Here is a 14,419-nt window from a genome sequence, read left to right as displayed (position 1 = left end):
TGACAATCCACATATTAGAAAAAAGCCCGAGCCAACAACTTGCCCTGTGCGATGCTGCACATCCGTGACAGCCCCGACCGAAAGACAGGTATGACCGGAAGTAAACGCTTTACCCTCAGACCGGTGTGAACAAGACTTCATGCTGTTATCACCACAGGGGCACGCTATGAAAACTCGGATGTTTGCACTACTGCTGACGCTGGCTTTGACGCCATTGGCCGGCGCTCAAACGCTGACCGTCGTGTCGGACAACTGGGAAGGCTACACCAACAAAGATGGCTCCGGTTTGTACTGGGAGATCGTTCAAGCAGCCTTTGACGGCACCGGCATTGAACCTGAATTTACCACCATGCCGTGGAAGCGAGCAGAAGCGACGGTACGGAACGGCGATGCCGATGCCATTGTCGGTGTTTACTATGAGCCCGATGTCGCAGGATACCGCTACCCTAACTGGCATATCAGTATTGAAGATCCGGTGGTGTTGTACGCAAAAAGCAGTACCAGCATACCAACGCCGGTAGCACCGCAAAGCCTGATGGGATTAAAACTGGCGTGGATTCGTGGTTACGGCTTTAACGACACGGTACTGAGCGGCGTTGATATGAAATTTCAGGAAGTGACTCAACTAGGGCAAGGCGTTCAACTGGTGAACAGCGGCCGAGTCGATGCGCTACTCGATTACGAAGTATCCATCAAACAAGAAGCGCAAAAACTGGGGCTGCCAGTCAGTGGTACGTTTCAGATCGTTCCGGTGGCACCGGGCAACAAACTCTACATTGCCTTTCATAACCGCCCAGACGCCGACAACTGGGTAGAGCTGTTCGACCAGCGTATGCACGCGTTGTCGAGCAACGGCAAAATCGCTGAAATCTATAAAAAATGGCAAGTGCCAGAGACGAAGTTTGGCGCCGAATACTACGCACCTTTGCCGTAAATCAGCAGGTAGAAAGTTATATGTAGCAATAAATAAAGCCTTATAGATCGCAATGGAAGCGGCCACAAAAATGGCCGCTTTGTTAAATAGCAGACATTTTTAGCGCCTGCAAAGAGAGCTTTATTCTGGCTATGTAAGGCTACCAATATCCATGCCCGACAATCCTTGCCAGGCAACTCATACCAGATAACTCATACTAGACAACCCTTACCAGATACCCCATGCCAAAGATACTGAAATGCGAGAAAAGCGCTGAGAACTTATCGACCTGCTGCCGATTAGAGCAATCAACCCCATAAATCGGCCAAACATGGGTTTTAGTTACCCTCACCAGTGTCCGAGCCCATCACCACAGTGGTTAAACCCTCTATTTTCTTGGCCAGATACTGATTATGCGTCACTAAAATAAAGCCGTTTTCTAGCCGGTTTAACCAGTCAACCAAATCGTCCTGAGCTTGTGCATCCAGGTGATTATCCGGTTCGTCCAGCAACAGCCAGGCTTGCTGTTGATGTGCCAGCAGCAGTGCCAGTTTCATTTTCTCACCGCCGCTCAAGGTGGAAATAGTGTCGCTGGCTCGTTCTCTTTTCAGGCCAATCCCGGCCAACAAAGTACGCAGCTCAGTCGCATCAGTGCCGGGGAGCGCTTGCTGCAAAAACGCCATTGCCGTGAGCGCCTGATCCAAACAACTGGCGTGCTGGTCGAGATATAAAAACGCATTGGGCAAAGAATACTCGCCCGCCGCAAACGACTGCTGCCCCGATAAACAGCGCAACAACGTGGTTTTGCCGCAGCCATTGCGACCTTGTAGCCATACGCACTCACCCGCTTGCATCTGTAACTGCACCGTCGGATGACCCGATATGGGCAGTACGGCATTTAACCACAGCGAATGTTGGTTTTTGCCATGGGGAGCATACAAGCGATTGTGCACCGCCGCTGGCATTGAAATGCGCTGCGCCTGATGAGTGTGTAAACGCTGTGCCATGCGGCGATTCAAGCCTCCTAACGACTGGCTGGCACGGCGGGCGCGAAAATCGCCCAACGCCTTACCCTGGCTGCCGTCTCTCACCTGTTGCCTACCCTGGGCTGTGCGGCGCGCAGCGCGTTGCCGCATAGTCTGCGCCGTCTCTAATAATTGCCGCTGTTGGCGCTGCCATTGCTGCGCCTGCTGGCACTGGCGTTCTAGCCTATGTTGCAGGCACTGTTGATACGCTTCAAAACCGGCACTAAAGACCTCGATGCCCTGCTCAGTTAACAGCAATATATGACTGGCGGCTTGCAGTAATACAGGGTCATGGCTAATCACCAACGCTCCTGTAGTGCGCGTACGAAGCTGCTGCGCAAGCCACTCTTTGTTGACGTGATCCAAGTGGTTGCTGGGTTCATCCAATAATAGAAATTCATTTCCAGCAAGTTTTGCGGCCAGCAAACAGCGCATACGCTCACCGCCACTTAGATGGCGCCAATCGTCGTACAACTGCAATGGCGCAGGTAAATACTCGCCCAGTTGCTGTTCTAGCAACCAGTTGTCGGCCACCAGGCTAATGTCATCGTCAGTACCTGTGCCAATACGGCCAATGCCAAGTCGCAAACGCTTTAACGCGGCCAGTTGCTGCTCTAAAGTCGGGTTTCCAAGGCTCAGCGCAGCAGAAAAAGTTTCCGTTTCCGTCATGGCCGATTGTGGCAAGTACGTCGTTGGCTGATGCCGCACAAGCTGTCCCTGGCATGAAACGTTTGTCAGCCCGGCTAAGGCAGCCATCAGCAGTGATTTGCCAACGCCATTGCGCCCCGTAAGCACATAGAATTGACGATCCAATACCAGATCAATGGGTTGAAATAAACGACGTCCGTCGGCCAGACGTAACTCGAATTGCTGCAGTTGCAGAACGGCCATAATACATACCCCAAACATAGGGCGCCTTGTGCCGAAAATGGCAGACAAGGAGCGAATCATCGAAAACGATTTGTTTGAGTTACTGAATCATGGGTGGCTGAGCCTCAATGTGGGTGCGCGAGTATGCCATGACCATTGCAATGGCCACAAGCAACTGGCTTTTATTCGCCGTAGCGGCAAAAGATCACGGTATGATCCAACTGCCCATTGGGGAGCCTGCGATGATTTTTCAACAGCGCTTCTTGCTCATAACCACAACGCTCAGCCACGCGAATGCTACTCGCATTGCTGGCGGCGGTGCGAATTTCCACACGCTTTGCTTGCCGATGCTGCAACGCATAGTCGCTTAGTAGATTGACTGCTTCGGTCATAAAACCGCGCCCATACGCCGAGGTTATTAGCCAATACCCTATTTCATAAAAAGGCACCGATGGGTCGCGAATGTGCAAACCAATCAGTCCAAGAAATTGCTGGGTATTTTGGCAATAAATAAAATAGCGACGTTCGTTTTTATCCTGAACAAAATTGTCGATGGCGATGGCCAGATTGTCGGCCACTGCGCTGCGGCTCGTAATCAGCGGCACCCAGTCCAAAAACTGCCCCAACTCAGCACGGCTGGACTCAACCGCAGCCCATAAGTCATCTAACCACTGCTCCTCCGGTGGGCGAAGTTCAATGCGCTCGCCGATTAATACTTCCTGTTGCAACATTGCCACGACACTGCCTGAGATCGATTACACCAAGCTCTATGGTCGGACAAAACTGACAATACTTCAATTAACGACAAGGCTACACGAACATACGTTCTGTAACCTGCCTTTTTTTAAACCGTCATGACAGGGCAAATATCGGTGGCGTAACCTAAGTGTACATTCACGTTGGTTTGGGTAGTCGCATGCTCAGCATTCAACCTGGCAGCTTCGTTCGGGCAGACAACAGCAGCAACAGTACCTTACAGCCATTGGCGTCAGGTAAGCGCATCAACAGCGCCGCCGACGATGCCGCGGGTCTAGCCATTGCGACGCGCTTTAGCTCGCAGATTAACGCCACACAACAAGCGGTGCGTAACGGGTTAGATGCACAATCGTTGATTCAAACCGAAGACGGCGCTCTCAGTGGTATCAACGACAATCTGTTGCGCCTGAAAGAATTAGCAGTACAACAAGGCAACGGCATTCTCAGCGATTCGGATCGCCAGCTGGTGGCACGCGAAGCCGAGCAGATCACCGCGCAGATACAAGAAACGGTGGCGCAATCGCAGTTCAATGGCAAACCCTTGTTTCAAGCGCAAGACAGCGCCAGCGACTTTCGCTTTCAGCTGGGCTCATCTGAACAAGACGCTGTTACCTTAAGCGCGAACACCCTAGCCAGCGATATCGAGCAAACCCTTGCCGGCCTTGACTTTGGTTCAGCCGACGGCGCTGCCGTTTTATCAGGTTTGGGCGAGTTGCAACAGCAAGTGACTGAGCGCCGCACCGAACTGGGCGCAGTCAGCAACCGCATTGACGCCAGCATCGATAACCTGCGCCAGCAAAATGAAAGCGCACAAGCAGCACGCAGCCGTATCGAGGATGCCGATTTCGCTAAGGTTGCCTCCGAGCGAGCTCGCGAGCAATTCTTACAGCAAGCGCAAATCAGCACACAATCACAGGCCAACGCCAACGCCAGCGACGTGCTCAGGCTGTTGTCATAGAGCCGTTGCTCGCCAACTAGCCACCGCAAAGCGCCCTATCTGGTCTACGCTGTAAAGCACTTGATTGGCAGAGGTTAACGGCATGTTTTTGCGATCCATTCGCAGCAAAGCCATGTTGGGCTACGCGGGCATTTTGCTGGTATTTATTCTGATGGCGCTGTTTTTATTCAATAACAGCGCCACCATCAAACACCGAAACGCCAGCTTTACCGGCACTACTCTGCCAGCGTTGAACGCCGTTGAAGACGCAGGCCTTAGCCTGAAAAGGCTGCATTTAAGCGCGTACGCATTGTATGGCACCACCATTGATGCCGCCGCGTTCGACCGCACCAGCCAACAAGTGCAACAGCAGCTCAGCGCCAACCAAGCCGTCTTACCCGAACTGGCGCAAGTACCCTTTGCGCAGGTGCAGCAAGCGCTGGCAACACTGCGGCGTACCATGACGCAATCCTCCATCGACTGGGATGGCGCACGCAATCAACTCGGCGCCATTGATCGTAGCGTTGCACAAGCCAGCGAACAGTTGGGCAACATCAAACAGGTGCTGGCACAGCAGGCGAATGACTCATCCTTGCAAGTACAACAGCAGTTAGAGCGCATGCGTAACTACATTTGGCTGGGCGCCATTGCCATCATTGCCATCGTCGTTGCCGCCTTTGTGATGACCCAAAAAGCGTTGGTTGCGCCCATGGTACAACTCGCACAACACCTGAATTTGGTAGCAACGCAGTTGGATTTAACCCGCCAGCTTAACTTACCGTCCGAAGATGAAGTGGGCACCGCCGCCCAGGGCGTGAATCGCTTATTAAATGATGTGCGCGAAAGCTTGCATACCTTGCATCAATCCGTGGGCACTTTGTTAAACAGCGCCAGCGCCATGGAGCAGTTATCGGCTGAATCTGGGCAACAGATGCAACAGTTTTCCTCCGCCATGACCGAGATGATGCATCAAATTGAACAAATCGAGCACAGCATTGAGGAAACGGCAGCCCGCTCTCGCAGCGCTTCTGAAGCCGCATCAACCGGTGCGCGCCAAGTACAAGAAGGCAGTGACAACGTGCGCGAAACGGCTTCCAGTATTAAATCCTTAAGTGCCGACCTTGAGACATCGGCCGCCATGTTAGAGCAGTTAAAAAGCTCCGGCAGTCAAGTCAGCCAAGTGGTCAAAAGCATTGCGGATATTGCCGAGCAAACCAACTTGTTGGCGTTAAATGCTGCCATCGAAGCGGCACGCGCCGGCGAGTCCGGACGCGGTTTCGCCGTGGTCGCCGACGAGGTCCGCAACTTAGCCAAGCGCACCTATGACTCCACCAGCCAGATCAATCAGATTTTGGAAGAGATTGTCAGCAGCATTAACAACACCGTCACTTCCATGTCCACCAACCAAGACAACGCCGGAGCAGCGGTTGAGCTGGCCATGTCGACAGTCGAATCCTTGGATGTCATTCGCACAACAGTGACACAACTCAGTGAAGAAAATCGCCAGTTAGCCAGCACCACAGAAGCCAACGAGCAAATTCTTAATCAAATGCGCCATCATGTCGACGGCGTGCGCAAGGCAAACGAGCAATTGGCCGTCAGCACCAATCATACCTGCGAAGAAGCCAAGCAGCTCACCAGCATTGCCGACACACTCAACCAAACCAGCCGTCGTTTCAAAACATAACAGGCAAAATAAAAAATGGATTCCAAGCAGCTGGTGTTAATCAGTTCTTAATTTCAGTAATATTGATAAACAGACTGGTCCAAGCCGTTTAAATATTGGCCGCCTGAATATGGACAAGCTGACCGCCAGCATTTAGAAAACCGCGCCCTACACCAGCTAAGGCGTTGCGACAGGGCATCATTCGCACTAACGACAGTCAGCCATCTTGCGCTCATAGCGCCGCAAACGTAGCGTCATAAATAGGTTTATTATTAATACGACAATAGAAGCCCACACCACACCCGGCCACCCAGCTAAGTTCCAAAAAGGATCAAGGTAATAACCGCCGCTACTGGCGCCTAGGTAATAACACACCAAATATACGGATGAAGCGGTTGCCGGTGTATGCTCTGCGTGGCGACTGACCCAACCGCTGGCATTGGCATGCGCCAGAAAAAAGCCCAGCGCATTGATTAAAAACCCCACGATAATCCAGGGCAAAGCGTCACTGAGTGTCACCAGTGACCCCAGCATCAACAAAATCACACCTAGGCGCATGATTTGTGGAGCAGACCAACGCCGTAACCAACGCCCACCCAACGCAGCACCGACAGTGCCCGACAAATAGGTTAAAAATAACATGCCCAAAATTGAGGGCGAGAGCTCATACGGCGCTGCCGCCAACCGGAAAGTTGCGTAGCTGAACTGGTTAACAAATATAAAAAAGTTTAACCCACCAATCATATAAGCGAGTAACAGTACAGGGTTACTGAGGTGGCTGTAGATATCCTGCGCGACTTTGCGCGGCCGTAAAGAGGACCAGCTCTGCTGCTGAAACCCGCGCGACTGGGGCAAAATAATAAACACCGGCAGCAGCAATACGATACTTAAGCCCGCCAACAAGGCAAACGATTGGCTCAAGCTAAAGTGTTCAATAAAAAAGCCACCCAACAAACGCCCGCCTATGCCGCCAAGGGAGTTGGCACTGATATACACGCCCACTGCGATACGAAAAGCACTGGCTTCAAACTCTTCACGCATATAGGCCAGGGCAATGGCAGGCAAACCAGCCAAGAAAAACCCTTGCGCAGCACGCAACACTAACATGGATGAAAAAGAGTCCGCCCAGCTTAACAGCCCAGTGCACACCACCGCCCCAGCCGTAGCTGACAGCATCAACGGACGCCTGCCAACCACCTCGGACAGCGGGCCAAACACCAACAGCGACATCGCCAACGTCGCCGTTGTAATGGTAAAGGTCTGCCCGGCCATTAAAGGGCTAATGGCAAAGTGCTGCACCAAAAACGGCAACATGGGTTGGGTAATGTACAAATTGGCAAATACCACAAATGAGCCCAAGCCCAGTGCCAGGGTTGCTGGCCAGAAACTCGCTGCCTGCGTGGCGTAGCTGCGGCTTAGCGAGGAGAAACTATTCAAATCTTGCTCCCGTTATTCTGATGGAAACACGGACTGCTGTGTTGTGGATGCAAGGTTGTAATGGCCGTTGCACAAAGCGCTACCCAATCAATAAACGCTGGATAGCTGCCGCTGGGTAAGGGTCATGCAGCGAGTGTCGTGTAGTGAAAGAGTGGCAAACGATCAAGCGCATGACACTCCACTCATCGAAGACGCTGGCAAAGCGTAGCAAGGGGAGTAAAATCAGTAAAATATATAGTTTTTACAACAATCATAAGAGTTGCTTATGGACATCCGGCATCTACGCTATTTCAAAGCGGTCAGTGACTGCGGCAGTTTCACCCGCGCCGCCGAGCAGCTGCACATTGCTCAACCAGCTTTAAGCATGGCGATACGGAAACTGGAAGCCGAACTGGAGCTAACTTTGCTGCACCGCCGCGATCGTCGAGTCCGTCTTACCGACGAAGGCCAGCGCCTATACCTGCATGCGCAACGCATGGTGCAAGCCAGCGAAGACGCCAAGCTAGAAATGGCAGAGCTCAAAGGCTTACAGCGTGGCGAGGTGCGAGTCGGTGTATCGAGCATGCTCGGCTCCTATTACTTTCCGCCGGTGTTTATGGCCTTTCGCCAACAATACCCGCAGCTCACCCTGTCGGTGACGGATGCAGGCACAGACCGGCTGCGGCAGTTGTTGCTCAACGGCGAACTGGATTTGGCTGTGATCGTCGACGAGGACTGCCCGTCAGAGCTGCAGGCGGAACGGTTTTTAAGTGAACAAATGCTGGTCACCTGTGGGCAAGATCACCCGTTTGCCACGCAGCACAGCATTCGCTCAGAAGATTTTTTTGCGCAAGATCTGCTGCTATTTAAAGAGGGCTTTTTCCATCGCAAGGTGGTCGAGCGCATGGCCCGCGACGGTGGATTTAAGCCGCGCATCAGCGTGGAAACCAACCTGATAACGCTGATAAAAACCATGGTCAGCCAGGGCTTTGGCGTCTCAACGCTATTACCGATGGTGATAGATAAAACGGACAACCTGATTACACGCTCCTTTGCACAGCCAGTCTGGTTACACTTGTCGCTGGCGTGGCGCAAAGATGGCTATCTATCACAAGCCAATCGAACCTTTGCCGACTTCATGCTGGGCAAACGCTAATCCATCAATACTCGCGATACGTCAGATGGCGTAGAGTAACGAACTGTTCCAGCAGCAGGCGTTTCCTTTCCCCTCCAATACATGATAATAATTATCATTTAAGGAGGGTTTATGGTAACCACATCACTGATCGCACGTTCCCAGTCTTCTCGTTTTCAACCCTTAACAGTGCGAGACAATCAACGACTTAGCCCGAATATGCGCCGTTTAACACTCAGTGGTGAAGTTTTGGAGCACTGGCCAGAACAGAGCGCTGGGGGCTATTTTAAGCTGTGTTTTGAGGCCGATGGCCAGCCGCTGCAGCGCCAACCCGCGGAAGGCCAGCGACCTTTGATGCGCACTTACACCATTCGCCGCCTCGACACCTCGCAGCAGCAACTGGAAGTCGACGTCATGCTGCACGGCGAACATAGCCATAGCGGGCCAGCCAGTCGCTGGGCTGCACAGGTAAAGCCTGGCAGTTCCATCATGATCGCAGGCCCAGGGCCTTCCAAATTACCCACGCCAGCTCAGCATTATTTGTTGGTCGGCGATATGACCGCCCTGCCCGCCATCAGCGCGCACTTGGAAAACTTGCCCGCTGATGTCCGCGGTGATGCCGTTATTGCTGTGCCAGACAGTGACGATCAACTGACGTTGCAACGTCCGTCAGGAGTGAACATTCATTGGTTAACAGGTCCGCAACCGGATTTGCTCGCGAAGGTTCAGGCGCTCTCCCTGCCTGCAGATTTGGCCGTTTGGGTAGCATGTGAGTTTGACCAAATGCGCGCCATTCGCCAGTTTGTGCGTCAACAACTGCAGCTGCCCAGACAGCAAACGTATCTCAGCAGTTATTGGAAAGCCGGGCGCAGTGAAGACGAACACAAAGTGCTAAAGCAAAAAGATCAAGCCAACGATGGCTAAATAGAAAGCTCTAAAGAGAAAAGCTAAATAGAAAAGCTAAATAGAAAAGCTGAAGAAAAAGACCACGATAAAGGCAGCGCTGCGCTCGCCCTTACCGTGGCAAAGAGGGATTTTTTACATCGGTCGATAGCGGTTGGTAATCACCTCGATTTCCACTTCGAGCACATCATCCAAGCGCTCAAGGCGCTGTTTTTCTGCCCACATATCCGTGTCTTGTGGATAGCTCAGCATAAAAGATGACTCACCAATTCGTGTGACGCTGGCGCTGCTATCAAGATACGCGTCAATATCGCCTTGCGTGCGCACCAGCAGAGTATTACCAATCACGCCCTCTTCACCGCGCTGGCGTTCCAAGACCTTGGTGCCCGGCACCAACACGGGTTGTGGACGCTTGCCCGATTTGGCACTGCGTGCTGTCGAATTACTTTGCTCGCTTGCTTGCTCTGGCAGTTCAAACACCCAGCCATTGCTTTCAATTTCTACCGCCATGATTGAAGTGCTGAATAGCCAAGCCGCGGCCAATAACATCGTCTTTTTCATGGTACTCCCCTCAATGACCGTAAATATTGATGGCGGCTTCAGTAAAGCTGCCTTGTGATGCTGGGTTCGCGGTGCGAATCACCACATCATCCGTTCTTGTTCCCGTCGCATCTAACAAAGTCGCCTGAAAACGGAACTCACCACTATTCGTATCCACTAATTTAACTGTCCAAGTACCCTGTGCTGACTCACCATAGAAAGCATTACTCAGTAATACGGTATCATCAAAGTCAGCACTCACGTTCTCACTTTGGTCAGCTACCAGCATGCTGCGTGGCTGCAATACCATGGCCTCGGTACCACTTGGTGAACGCACCATCACGGCTAAGTCGGCATCGCGCCCATGAATGGCGGAGAACTTCACTTGAATCGCTTCCACCGTAATGTCGTCATTAATCACGACGGTTTTTTCCGCACCCACAGTGCTGCCATCGGGAATCGGGGCAGGGTTAATATCTGCACTATCAACAAAGCCAGTTTCTTGATAAGGCGGTAATAGCTCATAGTCACTCGCGCGCGCCAGATTCACAGCAGCGTGAGTATCGACCATGCCGAAGCCATACCAGTTATGGAACCAATGACCAGCGGCATTTTGCACCCAACCCGGCTCGGCGGTGAACAAGGAGCCATTGCCTACATCTACTGTTCTCGGTGCAAAATCATCATCAATTTTGCGTGCGGTCATGGCCATAATGTGTCGCACATCGCGCCAGGTCAGCAAATCATTGGCTTCAAAAATCAGCGCCGCTACGCCGGATACAACCGGTGCAGCCGATGACGTTCCATTGAAGGTCGAGGTGTAGTCACAATCAGAGTTTTCGTCAATGGAACCATTATCAAAGTTGTGCCAGAGTCCGCTACGCGAAGAACCATGCTCACAACTGGTAAGGTCTGTGGTGATCATTGCTGGGTGCCGGCCGCCATATTCACCGCCTGGTGCTGATACCCAGATAGACGAACCGACTGACGAGTAGGACGATAATGGCGTGTCTGCATCGGCCGCCAATGCCGATACCACGGTGTAATAAAAGGTAGAGTTATCTCCCGTGGTATTGGCGATATGATCCGCTAAGTCCGGGTTCACACCAGTTATCCAATTTGCAGTACGCCCTGCAAATTGATAGCCGCCCACCTCAATGCCTTTAAACGAGTTACCCGCCGACTTAATGTAAGCCACACCACGACCGCCGTTATTATTGGTGGTCTTATCGCGGCGGAAATCTTCAAGCCAGCGATTCGGCCCTCGGCCAGGTTGAATATAATCACTGCCATAGCTCATATTGATCACCAGGGCATCGTCCGAGCGCGGACCGCCAGGAGAAGCAGCCGAAGGTGCACCACCGTGGGATCTAAACCAATTATCATTGGTTTGATTCTCTAAGAAGTTAAAACCCATTAGTTCGGCATACGGCGCTACACCACGACCACCGATACCGTTAAAGCCACGTGCAGCAATCAACCCCGCTACCGATGTGCCGTGATCGCCGCCAGCAGGATTCAATGGATTCATCGCAGGGGTTGGATCAGTATCACCGCCCACAAAGTCGTAGGATCTATTCGCTACAACATTATCACGCAAATCGGGATGGTTTATCTCTAGGCCAGTGTCGACAACCGCTACACGTATATTTTCACCCAGCAAACCTAAACGGTGAACAGGCTCAACATTAATATCGTGCCCGGCAGTGCCCGCATTTCGCGCATAGGCACTTTGACCTGTATTCTTTAAATGCCACTGTTGTGCATAGAGCGGATCTTCACCGTTGGGTAGTTGGTTCAACTCCTGAACATTGACCGTCAAATCGACTTGATCTGTCAGCGCACCATCGCTGACTTGCACACGCAAACGATCCTCACCAGAGCTGTCTTTGGCTGCGCGATAAACCAAAACATTCTCTTCAAACTGGACTTGACCAAGATTGCCCCCACTTAGCACAGCGTATTGCAGCTGATCCTTATCCACATCCGTCGTGACAAGACTAATACGAATAGCCTGATCGGCGCTGACTTCATAGCTCTGTGTCGGCATATTGAATACGGGTGCATCATTGACAGGCGCCACTTGCACAACCACATTCAGGGTTTTGTCAGAGTAACCTGATGATCCAACTTTAATGCTTAGTGTTTCAGTACCATTAAAGTTGGCTTCAGGTTGATAGGTCAGCTGGCCACTTTCCGTTAACGTAGCTTCACCATGGCTAGCATTCGTCAGCAGCTCATAGCTTAATGACGGTACGTTGTTGCCCTGAGGCTGCAGCTGCACACTAAGTTCTGCGTCTTCCGTTACAGACAAAGGCTGGAACTGAATATCCGGTAATGTGGCCGCCTCAATCGACACCGTTACCACCATATCAGCTGTCACCGTGCCATCACTCACACGTAGGCTAAAACGATCATCGCCTGTGGCGTTCTGGTTCGCTTGGTATTGCCAATCCATGCTATTAGGCTGCAGTGTTACTGTACCTTGTTGCGGGGCTTCACCTTGGCTCAAGGTTAAGGCATCGCCATCAACATCTTCTGCTTTCAGCGTACGCGCTACTTGCTCGCCCGCTTGCATGTTTAATTGCAGCTGTGCCGTGTCGAGCTGTGGTGCATCATTAACAGACTCAACGGTAATGCTCAGCCATTCACTAATGGTTTGATCGCCGTCGCTGACTTCAATGTGCAGTTGCTCTTCGCCGTTAAAATTCGCCTTGGGCTGATAGGTCAAACGACCTTGCGCTGTCAGGTTTACCGATTCAGCATTAGCGCCTTGGGTCAGCAAACGAAAACGAACTTTATCTTCCTGCCCACCTTTGCTTTGCAACTGTGCCTGCAGCGATTTATCTTCCGCCACGTTCAGGCGGGTAGACACCAGCTCCAGCGGCAGACTTTCGACCTCGGCCTCCTGCACAGTGACTGCAATATTGTGCTCAAGCTGATCGCTGCCATCGCTCACCACCAGGGTCAGCGTCTCTTGGCCTGCTTTATCAGCAGCGGTATACACCAGCTGATTGCGCTCCATCACCGCCGTGCCCAACTGGGCCGGTGCTTTTAGCGCAAAGGTCAGATCACTTTTTTCCACATCAACAGCAGTGAACGTCATACGGCTAACGCGACCGGCTTCAAGTTGTAGCGCGGCTTTAGGGTTCACCAGACGCGGTACATCGTTTACCGGCTTAATATTGACGTTAATACGTTGCTCGACCACTTGCTCGTTAATGCGCGCCGCCAATACAAAGTGATCGTTACCGAAGAAGTTTTCCTCCGGAGTGTACTGCCATTGCTCGTTAACAATACCGGCTTGGCCATTGCGCGGAGCACGCAACATAACGAATGAACGCGCGGTATAACCGCTGCCATCCAAGTTAATCCTAATAGCGCTGTCTTCATTAGCTTCGGCATTAATGGCCGTTAAACGTGGCTCGGGCTTAGGTTCCGGCTCTGGTTCCGGCTCTGGCTCTGGCTCTGGCTCTGGCTTAGGTTCCGGCTGTGGCTCTGGCTTAGGTTCTGGCTTAGGTTCTGGCTCAGGGGCCGGCTCTGGCTTCGGCTCCGGTTTAGGAGTCGGCTCAGGCTCTGGAGTTGGCTCAGGAACTGGCTCGGGCTCAGGCATAGGAATCGGAGCAATCGGGGCTTGCAGCTCAATGGTGATTGCAGATTCGATTTCCGTTTTACCGTCGGAAATTGCGATGATAATAACGTCGTTACCGCTTGAGTCGGCGCTCGGCTGGTACTGCAGTTGGCCATCTTCGCTGAGCGAGGCCGTGCCTTTCCCGGGTTGCTGGACAATGCGAAATGTCAGGCGATCGCCGTCTGGATCTTCGGCAGGTAATTGCAACGATAGATTTTCGTCCAGTGACGTCGACCAATCATTGGTCAACAACCGAGGTGGGCGGTTACCGGAACCGCCATCAACAGACGGCACCGGAGTGGTATCGACACCACCGTCGTTACCACCACGGCCACTGCCATCTCCACCGCCACTACCACCACCGCAGGCACTCAGCATGGCGGTGCTGATGGCCAAGGCAATCAATCTGGACATTTACGTCTCCGGCTCAGTCAAATATTGGCGCCTATTATTTGCACCGGCCGGTGGATGAATAGCACTAATGTTTCAAACTGTGACAGGATTCAACCAAGTGTAAGAATTAGTAACCTCGCTTTTTAAACAGCGCACAAATAGTAGAACTATCAGCTATTCGCACAGCGCCGCCCCAAAAAATAAGATTCGGAAAAACATCAAAAAAAGAAACAA

General features: G+C 52.2%; 10 protein-coding genes. 5 read left to right on the top strand and 5 right to left on the bottom strand.

Translation table 11 applies throughout. The features are described 5' to 3' along the window. Positions 1-166: 166 nt before the first annotated feature. Complete coding sequence (locus tag CHH28_RS09285; RefSeq protein ID WP_157729857.1) at positions 167-934, top strand: substrate-binding periplasmic protein; 768 nt, start codon at positions 167-169, stop codon at positions 932-934. A 317-nt stretch (positions 935-1,251) separates the two neighbouring features. Here the strand turns inward: CHH28_RS09285 and CHH28_RS09280 are convergent, their stop codons facing one another. Together CHH28_RS09280 and CHH28_RS09275 are read right to left on the bottom strand one after the other, a co-directional pair. Beyond that, on the bottom strand, positions 1,252-2,829 hold the full coding sequence (locus tag CHH28_RS09280) for an ATP-binding cassette domain-containing protein (RefSeq protein WP_199244044.1): 1,578 nt from the start codon (positions 2,827-2,829) through the stop codon (positions 1,252-1,254). Between the two features lie 161 nt (positions 2,830-2,990). Then, positions 2,991-3,539 (bottom strand): GNAT family N-acetyltransferase, encoded by a 549-nt coding sequence (locus CHH28_RS09275; protein WP_094060047.1) that lies wholly within the window; start codon positions 3,537-3,539, stop codon positions 2,991-2,993. Positions 3,540-3,724: 185 nt separating this feature from the next. Here CHH28_RS09275 and CHH28_RS09270 point away from each other — a divergent pair, with 185 nt between their 5' ends. Both CHH28_RS09270 and CHH28_RS09265 read left to right on the top strand, forming a co-directional pair. Further along, the gene (locus tag CHH28_RS09270) at positions 3,725-4,522 is read left to right on the top strand and encodes a flagellin (RefSeq protein WP_157729855.1); all 798 of its coding nucleotides are present in this window, start codon (positions 3,725-3,727) and stop codon (positions 4,520-4,522) included. Positions 4,523-4,604: 82 nt separating this feature from the next. Then, the gene (locus CHH28_RS09265) at positions 4,605-6,188 is read left to right on the top strand and encodes a methyl-accepting chemotaxis protein (protein ID WP_094060045.1); all 1,584 of its coding nucleotides are present in this window, start codon (positions 4,605-4,607) and stop codon (positions 6,186-6,188) included. Between the two features lie 186 nt (positions 6,189-6,374). Here CHH28_RS09265 and CHH28_RS09260 read toward each other — a convergent pair whose 3' ends face one another. Continuing rightward, positions 6,375-7,604, bottom strand: coding sequence for an MFS transporter (locus CHH28_RS09260; RefSeq protein WP_094060044.1), 1,230 nt, complete (start codon positions 7,602-7,604; stop codon positions 6,375-6,377). A 265-nt stretch (positions 7,605-7,869) separates the two neighbouring features. Here CHH28_RS09260 and CHH28_RS09255 point away from each other — a divergent pair, with 265 nt between their 5' ends. Continuing rightward, a complete protein-coding gene (locus tag CHH28_RS09255; protein ID WP_094060043.1) occupies positions 7,870-8,739 on the top strand; it encodes a LysR family transcriptional regulator in 870 nt (289 codons plus the stop codon). A 111-nt stretch (positions 8,740-8,850) separates the two neighbouring features. Next, positions 8,851-9,642, top strand: coding sequence for a siderophore-interacting protein (locus tag CHH28_RS09250; protein WP_094060042.1), 792 nt, complete (start codon positions 8,851-8,853; stop codon positions 9,640-9,642). 114 nt (positions 9,643-9,756) lie between these two features. Here the strand turns inward: CHH28_RS09250 and CHH28_RS09245 are convergent, their stop codons facing one another. Next, positions 9,757-10,182 carry a hypothetical protein gene (locus CHH28_RS09245; RefSeq protein ID WP_094060041.1) on the bottom strand — a complete coding sequence of 142 codons (426 nt, stop codon included), beginning with the start codon at positions 10,180-10,182 and terminating at the stop codon, positions 9,757-9,759. A 10-nt stretch (positions 10,183-10,192) separates the two neighbouring features. Beyond that, positions 10,193-14,206 (bottom strand): tandem-95 repeat protein, encoded by a 4,014-nt coding sequence (locus tag CHH28_RS09240; RefSeq protein ID WP_157729854.1) that lies wholly within the window; start codon positions 14,204-14,206, stop codon positions 10,193-10,195. Positions 14,207-14,419: the final 213 nt, after the last annotated feature.

The organism is Bacterioplanes sanyensis (assembly GCF_002237535.1).
Taxonomy (GTDB): domain Bacteria; phylum Pseudomonadota; class Gammaproteobacteria; order Pseudomonadales; family Oceanobacteraceae; genus Bacterioplanes; species Bacterioplanes sanyensis_A.
The sequence above is the reverse complement of the archived record's forward strand: the minus strand, read 5'-3'. Positions and strand labels throughout refer to the sequence as shown.

What these genes read in the sequence shown, in the direction of transcription:
- CHH28_RS09245 (WP_094060041.1), bottom strand. Translation starts at nt 10,182, where the DNA reads ATGAAAAAGACGATGTTATTGGCCGCGGCTTGGCTATTCAGCACTTCA.
- CHH28_RS09275 (WP_094060047.1), bottom strand. Translation starts at nt 3,539, where the DNA reads ATGTTGCAACAGGAAGTATTAATCGGCGAGCGCATTGAACTTCGCCCA.
- CHH28_RS09255 (WP_094060043.1), top strand. Translation starts at nt 7,870, where the DNA reads ATGGACATCCGGCATCTACGCTATTTCAAAGCGGTCAGTGACTGCGGC.
- CHH28_RS09250 (WP_094060042.1), top strand. Translation starts at nt 8,851, where the DNA reads ATGGTAACCACATCACTGATCGCACGTTCCCAGTCTTCTCGTTTTCAA.
- CHH28_RS09240 (WP_157729854.1), bottom strand. Translation starts at nt 14,206, where the DNA reads ATGTCCAGATTGATTGCCTTGGCCATCAGCACCGCCATGCTGAGTGCC.
- CHH28_RS09265 (WP_094060045.1), top strand. Translation starts at nt 4,605, where the DNA reads ATGTTTTTGCGATCCATTCGCAGCAAAGCCATGTTGGGCTACGCGGGC.
- CHH28_RS09285 (WP_157729857.1), top strand. Translation starts at nt 167, where the DNA reads ATGAAAACTCGGATGTTTGCACTACTGCTGACGCTGGCTTTGACGCCA.
- CHH28_RS09280 (WP_199244044.1), bottom strand. Translation starts at nt 2,829, where the DNA reads ATGGCCGTTCTGCAACTGCAGCAATTCGAGTTACGTCTGGCCGACGGA.
- CHH28_RS09270 (WP_157729855.1), top strand. Translation starts at nt 3,725, where the DNA reads ATGCTCAGCATTCAACCTGGCAGCTTCGTTCGGGCAGACAACAGCAGC.